This window comes from Fusibacter sp. JL298sf-3 (assembly GCF_053842995.1).
The window spans coordinates 3,606,084-3,623,739 of the sequence record NZ_CM132608.1 but is presented as its reverse complement, the minus strand read 5'-3'; the positions used below and the strand labels follow the sequence as shown (position 1 = coordinate 3,623,739).

The following is a 17,656-nucleotide window of genomic DNA, read 5'->3' as shown; positions in this document are numbered from 1 at the left end:
CACATCACCGATCCCCATAAATGTTTTTAATAACGGTTTCAAAGGGCACCGGCTCAAGTGAAAAGCGCTCAATGGTGGCGATGCGTTTCATTTTATCTAAGGTATCCCCCACCTGATAGGCCGCTTCTTCCGATAGCGTAAACGCCACTATTTGGGGGCGCTGAGTGGTTACAATGTGTTCGGGAAACACCGATTGTAAGGTCTCTTCCGACAGAGGCTCTCGACACTCTATCCTCAGTGTGTAGTGATTGGCGTATTGCCGAACTAAGGCGTCCAAATGTCCGTCGTAAATAATCTGCCCCTGATCGAGCACCACAAGTCGCCGACAAGTGCGCTCGATATCGTTCATGTTGTGAGAGGTAAAAATCAGTGTCATCTGCGTTTCTCGCTGAATGGCCTCAATCTCTCTGAGAATTAAATCGCGTGTAAAAAGGTCGAGCCCCAATGTGGCTTCGTCGAGGAGTAGGAGTCTGGGTTCGTGCAACAAACTACCGACGATTTCACATTTCATCCGCTGACCGAGACTGAGCTTTCTCAGCGGAATAGAAAGCAGGTCGGCCAGTTTAAAACGTTCAATATACGTTTTGAGACGCCGGTCGAAAACGGCCTTGGGCACTTGGTAGATTTGCCTTAAAATTTTGTAGCTGTCCATAATAGACAAATCTGCCCACAGCTGTCCACGGTGGCCAAACAACACGCCAATAGACTGTTTGTAGGTGTTGTCTCCAAGCGACAAAGGGCTGCCGTCAATCATCACCGCGCCCTGTGTCGGTGTCAATACACCACTGAGAATTTTAATAAGTGTGGACTTCCCTGCGCCGTTAAGGCCTATTAAACCGACGCACTCACCTGAATCGATATTGAGAGTAACGCCATTTAACGCCAATTTTTGGACGCTGTTCTTTTTAAACAGGGAACGGTTGACGGTATAGGTTTTATGTATGTCTTCAAGGGTTATCTGCATAGTCACCTCATAAACTTATGGCTTTGAATATTTATTTTAAAGGACTAACGACCATTTGTCCAGAATATTCTCAAAAATCCACAGTCCAAATTGTATCTTGGAGCCCGCCATCAAAGCCTAACGCCTCAGTTGTCATATTTTTACTATGAACCGCTCTTTTCAATTAATTCTATCGCTTTCTCCATTTCCAGATCTCTTTTTTTCAAGTGGTCATCTAGCGTGTAGGTAACTACATAATCCGGATATAACGTACCTACCTCTACACGATTGGCGTTTTCGAAGATTTTGTGTGATATGGTGTAAATTTTCTTACTGTTTTTAAGCTGAAACGATAATGAATCACCATAGCATTTTGGACTCCCGCCAGTTGGCGTGCCAATGGTTGGCCCCAAATTGTGATCAGAAAGGATAACTGCTAAGTCGGTTGCTGTTGAGAATGTCAATCCATCTACCAAAACATAGAGTTTACCTTCATAAATCGAATTCTTGTTGACCTTTGGTATTAGAAATAAAGCACTATTAACTTTCCTTGAACCATTCTTTTTAATATATCCTCTTCGAGACGATGCCTGTTCAGAAAAACGAATGGTAAAAGCCCCCCTCCTAAGTTCTTTTTCATTTTTAATATAGGCTAAAAATCTATCACTTACTTCTGAAGTGCCACCTGTGTTCCCTCTCAAATCTACAATAATGTGCCCAATATTTTTTTCTTTAATTTCCGCAAACATGGTATCAAAAAAAAGTTGAACATCTTCATCTTCCCCAAATGACGACAGGATAATGTGTGTATAATTTTTTTCTTCATTAATAGAGTATGCGTAGCTTCCGTATTGTGACTTTTGGTAGTTGTTTTCATCATAACGTGGCGACTTCAATTTAAATGTTGGGTCAGCTTCAATAAAGATTTCAGAAACAGCTTCCTTGTGTTGAACTTTTACTTGAGTGGCCAATTTACCAGAATCTAACTGAATAACCTTTCCCCCGTGGAACTTAATTTGATCAAGTTTAATAAGACTGTTTTCAAAAGTAGCAAGAGGCCAGTACTTATTTTCACTTGGCGTTACACGTCTATGGCTTTCATAAAGCGTTTCCATGGCAATACCACCTATTGAAAGTATCTCTGTACCGGTGTGCGCTCCAAGTCCATCGACAACGTAAAACTTCCCATTGATTTGCTTAAAGCGAAAAGGGAGTGTTTCTGAACCGTAATAGGGCGCTTCCATGCTCGTGTGCGCATCATGTAAAGTCGCCAACAGCTTAGATGTCATTGTCCCAAAATCGTGAACGGTCATATTTTCTTCGGCCATCTGATACGCTTCTTCAAAAGCAGTAGATAACTCAGTGGGAAATCCGTCTACCGTTGCGGGGTGAACTTCAAGCAAATCTTTCTCTAGCTGCTGAAGGTCTTCAACCACTTTACGCGTATGTAATAAATCGTAGGGCGATTTGCGTGGGACATGCGTACGCTTATCAACACTTCTCAATGGAAGCAGTTCAGGGTATTGAACCACGAACCGCACCATTTGCCAGTTCCCCGTATAAGTTATGTAACTTAGTGGAATCATGAAAAGCACGAGGAACCCAATTAAAATTTTAGTTTTTCTCGACATTGTATAGACACCTCTTATCTGTGGTATTGTCTCCTTAATAAATGATTCGTCAACTGAGGTGGTACGGGAGATAGACTGGTCAATCGCATATAAAGTATTCTACTATCCGAATCCTCCTTGACACCCACAACCTGACTTTGTGCTCTCTTTACACTCTAAAGATAAGCGCAATTAAGCTTAAAGCCCTTTAATATGCAAAATCCGACGTATATCTCCCGCTGCTCTTCAGCTTAGTTATAGGTTGATTAGGTTTGTGATATACAATAAATACGCCCGATACTTTCAATATTTTTACTATGAACCACTCTTCTCAATTAATTCTATCGCTTTCTCCATTTCCAAATCTCTTTTTTTCAAGTGGTCATCTAGCGTGTAGGTAACTACATAATCCGGATACAACGTACCCACCTCTACTTCTACCATATAAGGGGGGATTACTTCTTCACGAGCTATGGTGTACGTTAATTTGCTGTTTTTAAGCTGAAACGATAATGAATCACCATAGCATTTTGGACTCCCGCCAGTTGGCGTGCCAATGATTGTCCCTAAATTGTTTGCAGAAACCATCGTTGCTAAGTTACATGCCGCTGAGAACGACAGCCCATCCACTATAACGTACACTTTTCCATCAAAAATCAACGCCTCATCGATCTTTGCTGCTGGGTATAAATCAAGATTAACATAACTTAACCCGTTCTTTTTAACATATCCCCTTTGAGACGACGCCTGGTCAGAAAAACGGATATTATTGGCTCCCTTCCTAAGCTCTTTTTCATTTTTAATATAAGCTAAAAAGTCATAAACAATGTTTATGTATCCTCCTTTATTCCCTCTCAAATCTACAATAATGTGCCGAATATTTTTTTCTTTAATTTCCGCAAACATGGTATCAAAAAACAGTTGAACATCTTCATCTTCCCCAAATGACGACAGGATAATGTGTGTATAATTTTTTTCTTCGTTAATAGAATATGCATAACTTCCATATTGGGACTTTTGATAGTTACTTTTATCATAATGTGGCGACTTCAATTTAAATGTTGGGTCAGCTTCAATGAGGATTTCAGAAACAGCTTCCTTGTGCTGAACTTTTATTTTAGTGGCTAATTTACCAGAATCTAATCGAATAACCTTTCCCCCATGGAACTTAATTTGATCAAGTTTTATAAGACTGTTTTCAAAAGTAGCAAGAGGCCAGTACTTATTTTCACTTGGCGTTACACGTCTATGGCTTTCATAAAGCGTTTCCATGGCAACACCACCTATTGAAAGTATCTCTGTACCAGTGTGCGCTCCAAGTCCATCGACAACGTAAAACTTCCCATCGATTTGCTTAAAGCGAAAAGGGAGTGTTTCTGAACCGTAATAGGGAGCTTCCATGCTCGTGTGTGCATCATGTAAAGTCGCCAACAGCTTGGACGTCATTGTCCCAAAATCGTGAACGGTCATATTTTCTTCGGCCATCTGATACGCTTCTTCAAAAGCAGTAGATAACTCAGTGGGAAATCCGTCTACCGTTGCAGGGTGAACTTCAAGCAAATCTTTCTCTAGCTGCTGAAGGTCTTCAACCACTTTACGCGTATGTAATAAATCGTAGGGCGATTTGCGTGGGACATGCGCACGCTTATCAACACTTCTCAGAGGAAGCAGTTCAGGGTATTGAACTACGAACCGCACCATTTGCCAGTTCCCCGTATAAGTTATGTAACCTAGTGGAATCATGAAAAGCACGAGGAACCCAATTAAAATTTTAGTTTTTCTCGACATTGTATAGCCACCTCGCAACTTAATTGGTCAGAGTAATGCCGCTGAACAGATGCGGCTTAAAGCACCTATTTGCACAAATTAACAAAACGCATAAAAGTAAAATAACCGTTTCAAACTATCCTATGTAAAACCAACCCCATTTAACCGTTTATCACAATGGCTAAAAGGGGTTCCGTATGTGTTCATTGCAAAACTTGAACTACTTGGTCGCATCAACGCTTAAAAGTCTACAAGAGTTGGTCAATGGCCTTATTTAAACTTTCCAAAGCTGTCTCATCCCCTGTTTCTACCGCATCTACAATGCACGTTTCTATGTGATCCTTTAAAATGACCTTACTGGTATTTTTTAAAGCGGCAATCACCGCTGAAAGTTGTACCAACACCTCACTGCAATCTCTGCCGTCTTCCACCATGCGTTTTACCGAGTCAAGGTGTCCACTCGCCCTCGACAGGCGGTTTAAAACGGACTTTGTTTGTTTATGCGTATGCCCATGTGAATGAGGCTGTTCGTGATTCTTACTACACATGTATTCGCCTACTTTCTTTACTAAGCTATCAAACTTAGTATACCTAAAACATAGATGTTCGTCAAAGTTAGATTAAAAGTTGAAAAACCAATAGTTACAGACATTGAGAAAACAGCTAAACGCTCACTAAGTGTATACACCTTACAAAAATAAAAGCCCCTATAAAAGGCTTTTATGCTCTCGGCTGTCCACACTTCAAAAAACATCTTAGAGTTTAACAATTCGATCACAGAGCTTTTCAAGTAAAGCGTCATCATGGCTGATGACTATAAGGCCCATATCGTGTGCCTTTGCAAACGCCAAAACGACGTGCCAGATTTGAGCCTGAGTAATGGCATCGAGCATGGTGGTCATCTCGTCGGCTATTAAAAACTTGGTCTTTGGCGTCAGAGCCCTAAGAACGCAAAATCGCTGGAGCTCCCCACCTGACAACTCACTGGGCCAGCGCTTGAGCCAAGCACTTTCAATGCCCAGAGGTTCTAGCAAGTCTTCATAAGGTTCACCTGATTCTTTTAGCATTTTTTCCATCTTCCATTTAGGGTTAACGGCTTTTTCAGGGTGTTGATAAATCAGTTGAACTGGATAAAATTCGCCCTTGGGGACATTGACGCCTTCTAAAATCACTTGACCCCGACTTGGTTTTTCATAGCCTGCAAGAATTTTACCTAGAGTGGTTTTTCCTCTTCCACTTGGTGCCGTGATGCCTACCACTTCACCACTCTTTACTTGGAATTGGATATTATCTAAAATAGGTTTCTCTTTCTGATAATAAAATGAAACCCCCTCCGCTTTAAGAATGGCCATGACATCTCACCTCCCCATTTGCATATGCCCTCAGCTGTGGCTCAAAGCTCTGTCCTTTTTCGCACGGCTCTTGGCAAAGCGAGCGAAAAGCACACCCGTTTAAAGTCACGGGAAAAACCGAAGGGCTGACATGGGTCATGCCTTCAGTTGGAAGGGCCCGTACAAGGGCTTTGGTATAAGGATGGACAAGGCCATCGCCCCCATTTAAAAAAGCTTCTTTTTTAGCGCGTTCCACAATCACGCCGCCGTGAAACATAGCGAGTTCATCTGAGATCTGCACAGCAGAAAAGATGTCATGCGTAATCAAAAGGACAGCATGCCCTTGCCTTGCAAGGCTTTTAAAATCATTTAGCACCTCTAAAAGAGCCTTTTCATCAAGCCCGGGTGTGGGTTCGTCGGCTATAATAATTTCTGCCCCTTGCGAAAGTGCCATCATGAGCAGCACTTTGCGCGCCATGCCCCCCGAAAGCTGAAAGGGGTAAAGTCTCATGGCATCCTTTGTCATATTATATTTTTCAAATAGGGTCGTCACCGCTTCAAAACTAAGTGGGGCACCGCTATTTGACCTCGCCACCTGTTTCCACACGGGAATCAGAGGGTCTAAATGTTCCACAGACTGGGGAATTAAAGCAATGGTTTTACCTCTTAGTTGCTTAAGGCTCGAAGGCTCTAAAGAGTGACCTCTATAAAAAAACTGACCCGATTGTTTGGCATTTTTCGGCAAAACACTTAAGATGCCATGGGCCAGCAGGCTCTTTCCCGAACCGCTGGCACCCACTACAGAGAGAATTTCACCGGCATAAAGGCTCACTGATAAGTCCCTCACCGCCACGATATCTTTTCTTCGGAATCCGCGTTCATATTGTGAAAACGCAATTTGCAAATTTTCTACTCTAAATACTTCCGTACGCATCGTTCCTCTCCTCTATTCATAAGCCGTCTCAGGTGAAATCCACTTTTTAATATGGGTACACATGCCATCTACCATTAAAGAAAGCGCTACCAAAGAAAGTCCTGGGAAAAATGCAAGCCACCATTTTCCCGTGGTTAAATATTTCATGGCTTCTGATAAAATAACCCCAATGGCTGGCTCATGCGGGGGCAATCCAAAGCCTAAGAAGGTCACCGCCGCTTCATGTAAAATGGCATGTGGAAACACCAAAATCATTCCGACAAAAAGTTGCGGCAAGACATGTGGCAAGATATGCTTTCTCGCCACGTAGCTTTTGCTTTTACCGAGCTTGCGTGAAATTTTCGTATAAGGCATGGTGTTCAGTTGTTTCACTTCAGCACGAATAACGCGGGTTAAACCGGTCCAGTGAGTCAATGTAATCCCGAGCCAGATGCCTTTAGCACCGCCCCCCATGGCAATGGCTACTAAAATCACCACCAGTGTATGGGGAACAGAAAGTGCTAAGTCTATCAACCAGCCCACGAAAAAGTCCGCTTTTTTGCCCATCATGGGTAAAAACACCCCCATCACCAGAGCGATAAGGCCACTACTCAGGGTACAAAAGAAGCCTATTTTCATACTGAGGCTCAAGCCTTTAAGGGTTCTGGCCAGCATGTCTCTGCCCATCCAATCGGTCCCAAAGAGATGAGCCTTGGAAGGGGCTTTAAAAATGGCGTCCAGTGCCACCGCATAGTCGTTTTCTGTAATCTGGCTGCCCATGACAAAAACCGCAGTTAAAATCAGCATTATACTCAATACGATAAATGCCGTTTTTTCTCTAATCCCGATTTGCATACGTCGCCTCCTTAATCCTAGGATCAATATACAAATACAGGGCGTCTGCTATGCTGTTGCCTACAAATACAAAGCACAAACTCAAAATCACAATCCCCATTAGTAACGGCAAATCGCCTCTAAGTCCTGCTTCAACGGTAGCTTTGCCGAGCCCCGGATAGGAAAAGACCTGTTCCACAAATACCGCACCTCCAAAGAGTTCGCTAAAGGATAAAAATTGTAGCGTCACCGCCGGAAGCAACACATTGCGCACAACATGATTGAACACAATGTATCTTTCGGACTTCCCCTGAGCCCTTGCGTAGAGGACATAAGGGGATTTTAGACTCTCAATGACCTTTTCCCTCGTGTGTAAACAAACGCCCGAGATGCCCATAACGCCAAGTGTAAGCGCAGGCAATACCATATGTCTCAGTTTATCGCCAAGTCCTACGTCCTCGGCCAAAACGCCCATGGGGACACTTAAAGCCACTGGGAACCACTTGAGGGTCACTGAAAAAAGAATAATCATCACCATGCCAAGCCAAAATATAGGTGTGGCAATAAGCAGATGGCAATAATAACGAATCCCTCGATCAAGCCATTTGCCCTCGTTTACCCCGGCTATAATCCCAAGCCCAAAACCGATGATGCCCGATAAGAGCCACGCCGATAACATCAAGAGCAAAGAGGCTTTAAATTTCACTCCGATGACTTCGAGTACAGGGCGTCTATAAATTAAACTGCTTCCCCAATCTCCTGAAACAATGGCTTTAAACCAAGCAAAAAATCGCTCCATAGGGGGCTTATTCAACCCCCACTGTTCAGCGATTAGCGCTCTTTGCTCGGCGCCCACCCGCGTGTCTGCCCCCACGTAAGCGGTTACGGGGTCAAGCGGCGAGGCTTCCATTAAAAAAAAGGTCAATAGAGAAATGGAAAGAAGTAATGTGATAAACTTCACTGCTTTTAAAACGATGCGTTTCAAAAAAGCCTCCTTAAATCAAAAGTTATTGCCATTCCCATTCGTAGGCATTGTCGAAGATACGTCCGCCATGAGGTTGCACCAGCGGCGTCCCAAAACTGAAATCCTCTGCCAACAAGTACACGTGATTTGCGTTCACAAGCCAGCAATAAGGTGCATCTGCTTTTGCACTTGTATAAGCCTGTAAAGCTTGCCAGTAAGGCAGCGCTTCAGTTTCATCTTTTGCCGATAAGGCTTGATCGATGGCCGCATTAACTTTTGGATTGTTGTAAACGCCCGAGTTGTCCCATGGCACCACGCCACCGGCAATTCCGCCATAGTATAAATTGTAAAGTTCCGATGGGTCGCCCGATCCAAAGCCGTAAAGCACCGCGTTTGTGTGAATCTTCGGCAAAATCGTATCCCATGTAACCAGTTCCAAAGCAACTTCAATACCAAGTTGTTTGGCCGTGTCTGCGAATGCAAGCCCCAGTTCCTGTCTATTGGCACCACTGGTGTATAGGAGATTAAACGATGCTTTTAGGCCCTCTTTCTCCAAGATGCCATCGCCGTCTGAGTCCACCCAACCACCTGTTTTAAGGATTTCTTTTGCTTTTTCTATGTCCCCATACGCATTTTCTGGCAACACGGTGTCTTGGTTTAGCCAAGGCATTTTTTCAAGGCCTGTTGTAGAGGGCGTTGCATAGCCTGAGAAGATGCCCTCTACCATGGCCTTCCGGTCCATTGCCACATTTAAGGCTTGTCTAATGGCTAAATCTGAGGTGACGTCGTTGCCCATTAGAGCACCGTCTTTTGCCTTCTTGCCTTCTGCCGGCACCATTGGGAAATTCACCCCGTAGCACTCAATGGTTGGCAAATCCAGCACTGTCGTTCCTTCCACAGCCTGTTTAGCCAACATACCATTTATAAGCGCCGCGTCTACATCGCCATTTTGTATCGCCGTGTAAGCCACATCACGCTCTAAAAATACCAAGGTCATTTTTTTCAGTTTGGCTTTTTCGCCATAGTAATCTTCGTTGGCTTTAACAATCACTTGTTGCCCTTTATCCCATTGCACAAATTCAAATGGGCCCGAGCCTATTGGGGCATCTTTAAACCCTTCTCCATGTGCCTCTTTCGGCACAATACCCAAGTAGGCCAATCGCTCCATAAAGGTCGAGTAAGGTCTGGTCAATTTAAAAGCCACAGTGTTTGGATTTACAACTGAAATAGATGCCACCATCGTTAGGTCAATATCGGCGCCGGCGTCTTTTGCAGTTTGGTAAGTATAAGCCACGTCTTCTGCGGTTACAGGCATGCCATTTGTAAATACCGCATCTTCACGAACGGTTACTTCCCAAGTTAATTTGTCTTCTGAAATGCTGTATCCGGTGGCTAAGTCATTTTCCCAGCCCAATGCCTTATCCCGTCTAAAGAGCGTTGAAAATAACAGTCTTGTAATCGACCCATGTCCACCAGTGGTTGAGTCAAAGCCCGCTTCTGGTTCGCTGCCAATAGCGACTATCACTTCGCTTGAGGCCTTTCTTTCTCGACGCTTGGTAAAGGTGTCCGCCTCTGTCCCACCACAAGCAGCCACTGTGGTAAGCGTCATCATCAAAATCAACAACCATGCCAATCTCTTTTTCATATGTTCCCCCAACTTAAATTTATTTTCTTTGTGCAACACGCTCAAATAAGTTCATAACTATTATAATGGGGAAAAGAAAGCGCCACAAGCCACTAGGGGGGATAAGAGCGACGTGTACTTTCATGCCCTCTAAATATTGATCTCCTAAAAGAGCTTCTGAATCCGTTTTATCTAATGCTTTTTAGAAGCACTTACCCTACATACCCACTCATTGCCAAAATAGGGGGGCTTAATCCGGTGCGTTCCACGACAGCCTTTTGGAAATCGGATGGTCCGGGGCGAGCTGAAGCAAATCCCACAAGTTGCCGTACAAATCTTTAAAGACGGCCACCATGCCATAAGGGGCTGCCTTGGGCGGTCTGACAAACTCAATGCCCTTTGCCAGCATTGCGTTGTAATCTCTCCAGAAATCATCGGTATTGAGAAACAAAAAGACCCGTCCGCCGGATTGGTTGCCCACAGCCGTCGCCTGTTCGGCACCTGACGCCCGAGCGAGGAGCAGCGTCGTCCCGGAAGAACCCGGCGGCGATACAACGACCCAGCGCTTGTCTTGTTCAGGCTGATACGTGTCTTCTATAAGCTCAAAATTAAGCTTCCCCGTGTAAAAAGCAATGGCTTCGTCGTAATCGTCTACCACGAGCGCGATGTGAACAATGGCTTGTTGCATAAAATCACCTCTTTCTTTATCTGCCAGGTTACTGTCTCGTTGAGATTTAATTAAAAATGCCAGCGAAAATTGACTTATCAATTGGCCGATTGAAGGTCTCGTGTTTTGGTATAAAAACAATAGGTGCTTGGTTATGTTATGAAAGGATGTGTGCCCATGGCCGAACTCAAAACTCAAGTCAACGACGCCGATGTACTGGCATTTCTCAACGCAGTTGAAAATGACCGCAGAAGGACTGACGGTCTGGCGCTTTACAACATGATGAAGGCAATCACCGGCCTCGAACCGAAGATGTGGGGCGACAGCATCGTCGGCTACGGCAGTTACCACTACACTTCGACGCGTAGCAAACAGGCTGGCGATTGGCCCGCCATCGGCTTCTCTCCTCGTAAGGCCAGTTTGTCCCTCTACATTATGAACGGCTTTTCCAACTACGAGCCCCTCTTAAAAAAGCTGGGCAAACACAAGTTGGGAAAAGGCTGTCTCTACATCAACAAACTCGACGATGTGGATTTAAATGTGTTGAAGACCTTGGTGCAAGATGCTTTCGAGGCGATGAACGGTCGATCCCTCACATATTAGACGGAAACGTCGATACTGAACCGCCGATTTTTAACGGCGGTTTTTTTGTGCGCTGCCTACGACTTGATTGTCGCACGACGCACCACTGCCATGCATGCGGCGACACCGCCTTCGGCGCCTAAATAGCGAGCAAAATCTTCAAAAGCCTTTTCAATGGCTTCGAGGCGCTCTGAGGTCGGCTGAACGCCGTCTTCCCACCACCAATTGGCAATGGCAAGCGGTTCAGCGCCCCGTTGCTTAATCGGTTCAAAACGACCGATAAAGCGGTTGCCTTCTAAAACCGGTAACACGTAGTAGCCGTATTGTCGCTTGTGTTTCGGCACATAGACTTCCCATGTGTACTTAAAATGAAACAACTTTTCAATCAGCCCTCTGTCCCAAATCAGGTTGTCCAAAGGGGCCATAAAACGCACCGATTGCCCGCAATCTATTGGACAGGTTTCAAGCAGGACACGATCTTGTGCACGTGTGTAAAACGGCTCGTCTATGCCTTCGACCCACACTTCTTTCAGGGCGCCTGATGCTACCAGTTCGCCCACAATGCGCGTTCTCAGTTTCTTATCGGATACGTAATGGCCCAACCAGCCCCCGCCGTTTCTGAGCCACAACAGGCCGATGCCGCCAATCCGCCTGAGGATGTACCACTTGTAGAAGGCGTCTTCACTTTCAAATGGGTCTTCGGCTTCTAATACCGATTGAGGCAATAGACGCTCGATGATGTCGTACACTTTTTGGGTGTTCTTCTTTTTGGCAACGCCGAGCGCTCCCATGTGGAACAAGTGATCCAGTGCCACGTTTGCGAATTTGCCGGACTGCCATACGCCGTCGGATGCGCCGCCTATCTCTATTTCTCGTGCCAACTGTGCGCCGCTGTTTTCAAGGATTGCCTTGACGTCAGCCAAGTAATCCAGCGCCCTCTGTGTGCCTCGATGAGATAGGATACGGAGGTTCTCTGCGGTTCTCGCCGCTCTAACGCGGCGGTAATGCGGCCAGTCTTTCGACGGGTAAATGGCCATCATCTTGTCCCAACCGTCGACCAATGTGCGCGAACGGTAGAGACAGTGCTCGAGCTGCGCTTTGGTATAGCCGTCTATGCGCGATTGCAACACCAAATCGGGATTTCGGCCGACGACATCTAGCGGGTCGTACTGCACGCACCCCACTTGATTCACCCAATACTCTACGGCGTCTTCTCCTGTGTACGCTTTGTCAAAAGCCAACCCGTGATACTGTACGAGAAACGCTCTGGCGCGCTCTTTTGAAACTGTTATTTTAGACATATGCCCCCCTCTTTATCTCCGTATTTTTACAGACACTTTAAGCACATACTGCGCCGCCTCTGTCACCGCCCAGTCGCCGACAATCCGCTCTTCGTAAAAGTACGCTTCCAGTGTGTACCCACGCGCATCGGCGTAGTCGATAAGTCGACGACGCGTAACCTTTAAATCGCTGTAGTCGCCGATGTGGTACGCTGTGAGATAGGTGCCTGAAGGTTTGTAAGAATTCGTCTTCACCTCTGTCGCCGGAGCCGGCACTATAAAAAAGCGCACAGGCGCTGTCGCTACACCGTGACGCACCGCCGATACGGGGGTCACCATACCGGAAGGCTGTTGAAATGCGCCGTTGTCAAATGCCTTTGCCAGCTCTGAAAACGCCTCAGTCATCTCTGCATCGTCTCTCGTCATCAACGGGTCAGTAAGGCAGAGGGGCATTTCAGCTTCCTCTCGACACACGATGTCGCCACCGATAGTTACCGCTTCGGCCATTTGAAGTCGAGTCGAGCGCACTGCCGCTTGTACCGCTTTTAGTGCGTTGATCTTTTTTTCTAAAACCGCCTCTCTTTCGAGCAATGTCGTGTGCAGTTTCTCAGGCGACCGACAAGCCAAATAGGCTTTCACCTCTTGTAGTGTCATCTCTGTGGTCTGCAATTGGGCGATGGTGCGAAACGTGTCGTATTGAAGGACATGATAGTAGCGGTAGCCTTTCTCGTCGACACGCTGCGGTGAAAAGAGCCCCATAGCGTCGTAATGGAACAATGTATGCTTGCTGACACCGCAAAGTTTTGCAAAGGCACCTGTTGTCAGCCACTCTTTTTTTGCGTTCATAAAACCCCTCCCTTGACTATCGGGTTACCCTATAGATTATAGTGGTTTTGCAGACAACATACAATACGCAACCACAAAAGGAGCATGGCTATGAACATTGTTATGATTTCAGGAAGCCCCAGAAAAGCGGGCAATACCAACACCGTACTTGAGGCCTTTAGAAAAGCACTGGCCCCAAGGCATGACGTTTATTTGTATCGACTAACTGACTACACGCTACACGGCTGTACAGGCTGTTCAGCCTGTCAATCAACTCGCACAACACCGGGATGTGTCATCGACGACGATGCCGGAGGCCTTTTAGAGCATTTGATTGCCGCAGATGTTATCTTCTACGGCACACCGCTCTACGGACATTCTTATTCGGGACAGCTCAAACTCTTTATGGACAGACAAGTGAGTCTGTTTAAGTTTATAGACGGTGCCGACCAAGCAGTGGGAGATATGACCATTCACTCGCTTATTGCCAGTAAACCTACGGGGCTCTTGGTAACCTGTCAGGGGCCGGAAAGTGAAAACACCGATCTTATTAAGGCGCAGTTCGACTTGTTTTGCCAAACGGCGTTAACACGCTGTGTCGGTCCGTTTGTCTTGCCGTGGTGTCCGGCGTCGCCTCCTGCAGTTAACGCCACTGTCGACCAAATGGTTCGAGCAGTAGACACTTTATTAAACTGTTGAGCGCCCCTGCGGTTGAGTTAATGCACACCTGTAAAACCATAGACCGTCAAAGGAAACCGGTGACTGGTGTCCTGTCTCGATGAGATTTAATTGAAAATGCCAGATCGTCTGTATCCGTGCAAGGCAAACTGTTGACGACAATGATGCAGAGTCGATGAGCTATAAGTCGGTTCAGCACCTTTTTTTTAAGGTACTGCAGTCCCAAATGGTCTATGGCGTCCCCGAAAAATGCGTCCATGTGTTAAACTGTTTAAAGACCACTAAAGACATTATAGGAGTTTAAACATGATGACTATGGAAAATAATGACCCGCGCTTTTCACCCCCGATCGCCTGCACCGACACCCCTGAAAAGTATCAGTCGATGCAAGCCGTTATCGTACCGCCTCTTCTCAAATTTTTAAGAGCCCTCAGTACGATTGAAGACTCCGTGTATACGCGAAGCCGAGAACTGGACGAAGCCAAATACGCCGCGGGGATTCCCGCTTCACAAGTGGCCCCCGGAAGCGACGCGCTCTGGAAAACATACAAAGAGCGCTACGGCGAGGTAGCCAAACAAAAATGTACGGCTAAACTGCTGGGACGCGGTTTTGCCACAAGCTTCGGCAATCCGGCCAGATACGCCTACCTCGACGACGGCTGCACCCTCGACTTCACCATGAAAAGTGCGAAAAAAGCCGTCGTCACCGCTTACTACAGCAAAGGCATCGATTGCAAACAGCAGTTTGTCCTCAAAAATAACGACGGCGACTGGAAGCTGGATGCCGTGTTCTATGGCTTTGGCAAAGAGAGCACTTGGCACGCTGACCACATCTAAACGCACAACAAAAAAGACGTTGCATTTTCATCTGCAACGTCTTTTATAGGCATTATTTAATCAAACGATAACGCCCGACGACGGGCAATTCTTTTTCTTGCCCATTTAAGGCATTAACCACGCCGATAACAAATAATATCACTGTCAACACAGTCCCAAAAGGGAGTATTAAAAACCAGCCGATAACAGGGATAAATGTCCCGACGATACTAACAGCGATAAACAGCAACAATACAATTAACCCTTGGTTGGCATGAAATCTATAGGCGCTGTTCTCACTATCCATCAACAGCGGCACAAAGAATACCAGATACCCTAGGGCGCAACCCCACTTGTTTGTTTCTTTCAATTCCAGCCTCCTTTTTATAATTTTAAAGCAACCTACTGATTCTATTTATAGAATACCTTAAAATTGAAGAGGCTAAAGTCATTGTGTCACTGCCAGAGTCATCAATTGTCGTACTGATTATGGACAGATGTATCATTCAATCCTGGAATAGTTACTTTGCAGACGAAGCCCTCGTCAGTGTTTGTCATACATGTCATTTCTCCCCCCACCAGCAATACCCTGTCGTTTATGCCCTTTAGGCCATTCCCAAGAACGAGTTGCTCGCAGCCAACACCATTGTCCATAACAAGTACTTCTATAACTTTCTCACCTATTACAACAGACAAAAAGAGCTCTTTCGCGTTGGCATGTTTCAACGCATTGGTAACAAGTTCCATGCTGACTTTAGAAACAATATCGTACTTTTGCACAGATAGCTGAAACTGCCGTCCTTTAAAGTTAAAATGAGTCTGTATTCCTGTACCTTTCAGCCGAAACAAACACTTTTTTATTTCAACTTCTAGCGCATTACCTGTATAATCGTATTTGTCTTGTACAATATTGGTCATCATTTGTACCCCATTCTCTAAAGACAGCACCGCATCATTAAGAGCGTCTTGACTAAGCTTCACATTTTTAAGCAGATAGATATCGGCAACTTCCAACAATTTAATCGTGACAACCAATGAATGCCCAATGATATCGTGGAGTTCTCTAGCAACAAAGTTTCTAGCACTCATTTTAGAAGCCACCTTTAACTGGTCTATGGTTTCTCTTAAAACCCTATTCGCCGAGTGTATACATTCTTGCTCGAGCATAAGAGTCTTTGCAGCATTTCGGTAATCTGTAACGCGATTGACGACCAGCAAGTACTGTCGCTCTTTGAGTGTTTCTATCGACTTAATTGTACAACGAAAAACATCCTCTCCAATCTCCAATTCAAAGACTTGGTTGTTCTCAACTCGATGACCTTTGGCTTCAATAGCCTGAGTCAATACGGTATTCGTATCGCTCTCGACAAGCTGTTCAAACTTGCTGTTGAAATAAATGGGTTGAAAGGTGTAGTTCATCAGACAAAGTGCCGTATCCAACTTTTGAACAATTTCATGGCGCATAATAGGTGATTGGTCTATAAAATTGTGTTTAAACGTTGCGTAAATGAACACCAGTGTCGAGAAAACAAACACAATGGGGGTAATGTCAAAAACGACGTAAACACCGATTGAAAAAAGCCAACGGTGTAGAACTTTCGTAATAAAGAGAAAGTTAAGAATCACAGGTACAACTATCGCACAGGCTATTAAAAACTTGTACCAAAGCGCCTCTCCTCTAAAGCGCTTCTCAAAAGTCAAGCCGCCGTAGACAAATCCGGCAAAGATGAAACTGTAAACCAATGCGGTGTGAACGTAAAAAAGAGGTCCAAAGCTATCCCCCCAAAAATCATAGGTTCTATAGAACAAATGATGTATGGGATTGGTTGCAACGACTAAAAACTGAATCGCGGCGCATCCGTAAGCGACCAAACGTATCGCCGTCTTTAACGGGCGACGCTTGTAATAAGCAAAACCAAATTCTAAAAAAGCCACCTCAAATACACAAGCACAAAAATAATACCCGACAATAAACCACCATCTAGAATATACGGTTGGGGCTACGGTTTTAAAGATTTTAAACATCATCCAACCGATCATACTCACTTGCATAACAAAAAAAGCGTTTAAGGCATAATCCCTTCTGGCTTTGGTATAAAAAATCATAATAAATACAAGTGCCAATACAATTGCAACCATATGAACACAACAAATAGTGCTGATTTCTTGTCTAAGAACATCGTTCATTGTTCTATGCCATTCTCTATGGCGAAGATTGCCAACTGAACACGATCTGAAACGCCTAACTTGCCATACATTTTGCTGATTTTATTTTTAATCGTGCCCTCGGTGTAATTAAGCCGTTCACCAATGGCTTTATTGCTGTACCCACTTACAATTAGCCGTATCATCTCCACTTCTTCAGAAGTTAAATGCGCTACGCACCGCATGTTTTGTTGTGCTGCGCGTTCAAACTTTTCCAGCATAATTTCTTTTACGCTTTGGTGAATAACAGTCAATCCATTGAGAACACACTTCAAGGTGAGTATCAGTTCTTCTGGGCCGATATCTTTTGTTATGTAACCGTCTGCATTGGCAGTAAAAGACGCCACGATGTTTTCACGATTATCAAAAGTGGTCAATACGATTACTTTTATTTTGGGGTATTTCTCTTTAATGATTCGCATTGCATCAATACCGTTCATTTTAGGCATTTCAATGTCCATCATCACAATGTCAGGACAGATTTTACTACATTTTTCTACAGCTTCGACGCCCGTTGAAGCCATGGCGACAACTTGAATGTCATCATCGATACTGATAATTTGTCCTAGGGACTTTCTCAACAGCGCTTGATCATCTGCTATAAGTACCTTAACCAT

The 17,656-nt window shown here is 44.9% G+C and carries 18 protein-coding genes; 3 read left to right on the top strand and 15 right to left on the bottom strand.

The window, feature by feature from the left end:
* Positions 1–4 precede the first annotated feature (4 nt).
* From ACR6HW_RS17220 to ACR6HW_RS17175, 10 genes are all read right to left on the bottom strand, one after another.
* Positions 5–964, bottom strand: a complete 960-nt coding sequence (locus ACR6HW_RS17220) for an ATP-binding cassette domain-containing protein (protein WP_455728908.1) — start codon at positions 962–964, stop codon at positions 5–7.
* A 143-nt stretch (positions 965–1,107) separates the two neighbouring features.
* The gene (locus ACR6HW_RS17215; protein ID WP_455728907.1) at positions 1,108–2,574 is read right to left on the bottom strand and encodes a S41 family peptidase; all 1,467 of its coding nucleotides are present in this window, start codon (positions 2,572–2,574) and stop codon (positions 1,108–1,110) included.
* A 294-nt stretch (positions 2,575–2,868) separates the two neighbouring features.
* Positions 2,869–4,341 (bottom strand): S41 family peptidase, encoded by a 1,473-nt coding sequence (locus tag ACR6HW_RS17210; protein ID WP_455728906.1) that lies wholly within the window; start codon positions 4,339–4,341, stop codon positions 2,869–2,871.
* Between the two features lie 227 nt (positions 4,342–4,568).
* On the bottom strand, positions 4,569–4,868 hold the full coding sequence (locus tag ACR6HW_RS17205) for a metal-sensing transcriptional repressor (RefSeq protein ID WP_455728905.1): 300 nt from the start codon (positions 4,866–4,868) through the stop codon (positions 4,569–4,571).
* Positions 4,869–5,075: 207 nt separating this feature from the next.
* Positions 5,076–5,672, bottom strand: coding sequence for an ABC transporter ATP-binding protein (locus tag ACR6HW_RS17200; RefSeq protein WP_455728904.1), 597 nt, complete (start codon positions 5,670–5,672; stop codon positions 5,076–5,078).
* Complete coding sequence (locus ACR6HW_RS17195; protein ID WP_455728903.1) at positions 5,659–6,585, bottom strand: ATP-binding cassette domain-containing protein; 927 nt, start codon at positions 6,583–6,585, stop codon at positions 5,659–5,661. Before ACR6HW_RS17195 ends, ACR6HW_RS17200 begins: the two co-directional genes overlap by 14 nt.
* A 12-nt stretch (positions 6,586–6,597) precedes the next feature.
* Positions 6,598–7,419 (bottom strand): ABC transporter permease, encoded by an 822-nt coding sequence (locus ACR6HW_RS17190; protein ID WP_455728902.1) that lies wholly within the window; start codon positions 7,417–7,419, stop codon positions 6,598–6,600.
* A complete protein-coding gene (locus ACR6HW_RS17185) occupies positions 7,403–8,383 on the bottom strand; it encodes an ABC transporter permease (protein ID WP_455728901.1) in 981 nt (326 codons plus the stop codon). The genes ACR6HW_RS17190 and ACR6HW_RS17185 overlap by 17 nt, the downstream gene beginning before the upstream one ends.
* 22 nt (positions 8,384–8,405) lie before the next feature.
* On the bottom strand, positions 8,406–10,007 hold the full coding sequence (locus ACR6HW_RS17180) for an ABC transporter substrate-binding protein (protein ID WP_455728900.1): 1,602 nt from the start codon (positions 10,005–10,007) through the stop codon (positions 8,406–8,408).
* A gap of 229 nt (positions 10,008–10,236) precedes the next feature.
* Positions 10,237–10,674: a VOC family protein gene (locus tag ACR6HW_RS17175; protein ID WP_455728899.1), complete on the bottom strand. Its 438-nt coding sequence runs from the start codon at positions 10,672–10,674 to the stop codon at positions 10,237–10,239.
* Between the two features lie 156 nt (positions 10,675–10,830).
* Between ACR6HW_RS17175 and ACR6HW_RS17170 the strand changes: the two genes are divergently transcribed.
* Positions 10,831–11,256 carry a DUF1801 domain-containing protein gene (locus tag ACR6HW_RS17170; protein ID WP_455728898.1) on the top strand — a complete coding sequence of 142 codons (426 nt, stop codon included), beginning with the start codon at positions 10,831–10,833 and terminating at the stop codon, positions 11,254–11,256.
* Between the two features lie 56 nt (positions 11,257–11,312).
* On the opposite strand, the gene ACR6HW_RS17165 is transcribed toward ACR6HW_RS17170, so the two are convergent.
* Both ACR6HW_RS17165 and ACR6HW_RS17160 read right to left on the bottom strand, forming a co-directional pair.
* On the bottom strand, positions 11,313–12,536 hold the full coding sequence (locus ACR6HW_RS17165; protein ID WP_455728897.1) for a winged helix-turn-helix domain-containing protein: 1,224 nt from the start codon (positions 12,534–12,536) through the stop codon (positions 11,313–11,315).
* A gap of 12 nt (positions 12,537–12,548) precedes the next feature.
* A complete protein-coding gene (locus ACR6HW_RS17160) occupies positions 12,549–13,361 on the bottom strand; it encodes a MerR family transcriptional regulator (protein ID WP_455728896.1) in 813 nt (270 codons plus the stop codon).
* Between the two features lie 90 nt (positions 13,362–13,451).
* Between ACR6HW_RS17160 and ACR6HW_RS17155 the strand changes: the two genes are divergently transcribed.
* Complete coding sequence (locus tag ACR6HW_RS17155) at positions 13,452–14,039, top strand: flavodoxin family protein (protein WP_455728895.1); 588 nt, start codon at positions 13,452–13,454, stop codon at positions 14,037–14,039.
* Between the two features lie 285 nt (positions 14,040–14,324).
* Entirely contained in the window at positions 14,325–14,855 is a 531-nt protein-coding gene (locus tag ACR6HW_RS17150) for a hypothetical protein (protein WP_455728894.1), read from the top strand.
* 52 nt (positions 14,856–14,907) lie between these two features.
* Here ACR6HW_RS17150 and ACR6HW_RS17145 read toward each other — a convergent pair whose 3' ends face one another.
* The 3 genes from ACR6HW_RS17145 to ACR6HW_RS17135 all read right to left on the bottom strand — a co-directional run bounded on the left by ACR6HW_RS17145 (position 14,908) and on the right by ACR6HW_RS17135 (position 17,656).
* Positions 14,908–15,204: a hypothetical protein gene (locus ACR6HW_RS17145; protein WP_455728893.1), complete on the bottom strand. Its 297-nt coding sequence runs from the start codon at positions 15,202–15,204 to the stop codon at positions 14,908–14,910.
* 101 nt (positions 15,205–15,305) lie between these two features.
* Positions 15,306–17,021: a sensor histidine kinase gene (locus ACR6HW_RS17140; protein WP_455728892.1), complete on the bottom strand. Its 1,716-nt coding sequence runs from the start codon at positions 17,019–17,021 to the stop codon at positions 15,306–15,308.
* Positions 17,018–17,656, bottom strand: coding sequence for a response regulator (locus ACR6HW_RS17135; RefSeq protein WP_455728891.1), 639 nt, complete (start codon positions 17,654–17,656; stop codon positions 17,018–17,020). Before ACR6HW_RS17135 ends, ACR6HW_RS17140 begins: the two co-directional genes overlap by 4 nt.

Bases quoted from the DNA above. Each gene is read 5' to 3' on its own strand.
- ACR6HW_RS17165 (WP_455728897.1), bottom strand. From the start codon at position 12,536: ATGTCTAAAATAACAGTTTCAAAAGAGCGCGCCAGAGCGTTTCTCGTA.
- ACR6HW_RS17195 (WP_455728903.1), bottom strand. From the start codon at position 6,585: ATGCGTACGGAAGTATTTAGAGTAGAAAATTTGCAAATTGCGTTTTCA.
- ACR6HW_RS17215 (WP_455728907.1), bottom strand. From the start codon at position 2,574: ATGTCGAGAAAAACTAAAATTTTAATTGGGTTCCTCGTGCTTTTCATG.
- ACR6HW_RS17160 (WP_455728896.1), bottom strand. From the start codon at position 13,361: ATGAACGCAAAAAAAGAGTGGCTGACAACAGGTGCCTTTGCAAAACTT.
- ACR6HW_RS17140 (WP_455728892.1), bottom strand. From the start codon at position 17,021: ATGAACGATGTTCTTAGACAAGAAATCAGCACTATTTGTTGTGTTCAT.
- ACR6HW_RS17200 (WP_455728904.1), bottom strand. From the start codon at position 5,672: ATGGCCATTCTTAAAGCGGAGGGGGTTTCATTTTATTATCAGAAAGAG.
- ACR6HW_RS17210 (WP_455728906.1), bottom strand. From the start codon at position 4,341: ATGTCGAGAAAAACTAAAATTTTAATTGGGTTCCTCGTGCTTTTCATG.
- ACR6HW_RS17155 (WP_455728895.1), top strand. From the start codon at position 13,452: ATGAACATTGTTATGATTTCAGGAAGCCCCAGAAAAGCGGGCAATACC.
- ACR6HW_RS17190 (WP_455728902.1), bottom strand. From the start codon at position 7,419: ATGCAAATCGGGATTAGAGAAAAAACGGCATTTATCGTATTGAGTATA.
- ACR6HW_RS17135 (WP_455728891.1), bottom strand. From the start codon at position 17,656: ATGGTTAAGGTACTTATAGCAGATGATCAAGCGCTGTTGAGAAAGTCC.
- ACR6HW_RS17175 (WP_455728899.1), bottom strand. From the start codon at position 10,674: ATGCAACAAGCCATTGTTCACATCGCGCTCGTGGTAGACGATTACGAC.
- ACR6HW_RS17205 (WP_455728905.1), bottom strand. From the start codon at position 4,868: ATGTGTAGTAAGAATCACGAACAGCCTCATTCACATGGGCATACGCAT.
- ACR6HW_RS17220 (WP_455728908.1), bottom strand. From the start codon at position 964: ATGCAGATAACCCTTGAAGACATACATAAAACCTATACCGTCAACCGT.
- ACR6HW_RS17170 (WP_455728898.1), top strand. From the start codon at position 10,831: ATGGCCGAACTCAAAACTCAAGTCAACGACGCCGATGTACTGGCATTT.
- ACR6HW_RS17180 (WP_455728900.1), bottom strand. From the start codon at position 10,007: ATGAAAAAGAGATTGGCATGGTTGTTGATTTTGATGATGACGCTTACC.
- ACR6HW_RS17150 (WP_455728894.1), top strand. From the start codon at position 14,325: ATGATGACTATGGAAAATAATGACCCGCGCTTTTCACCCCCGATCGCC.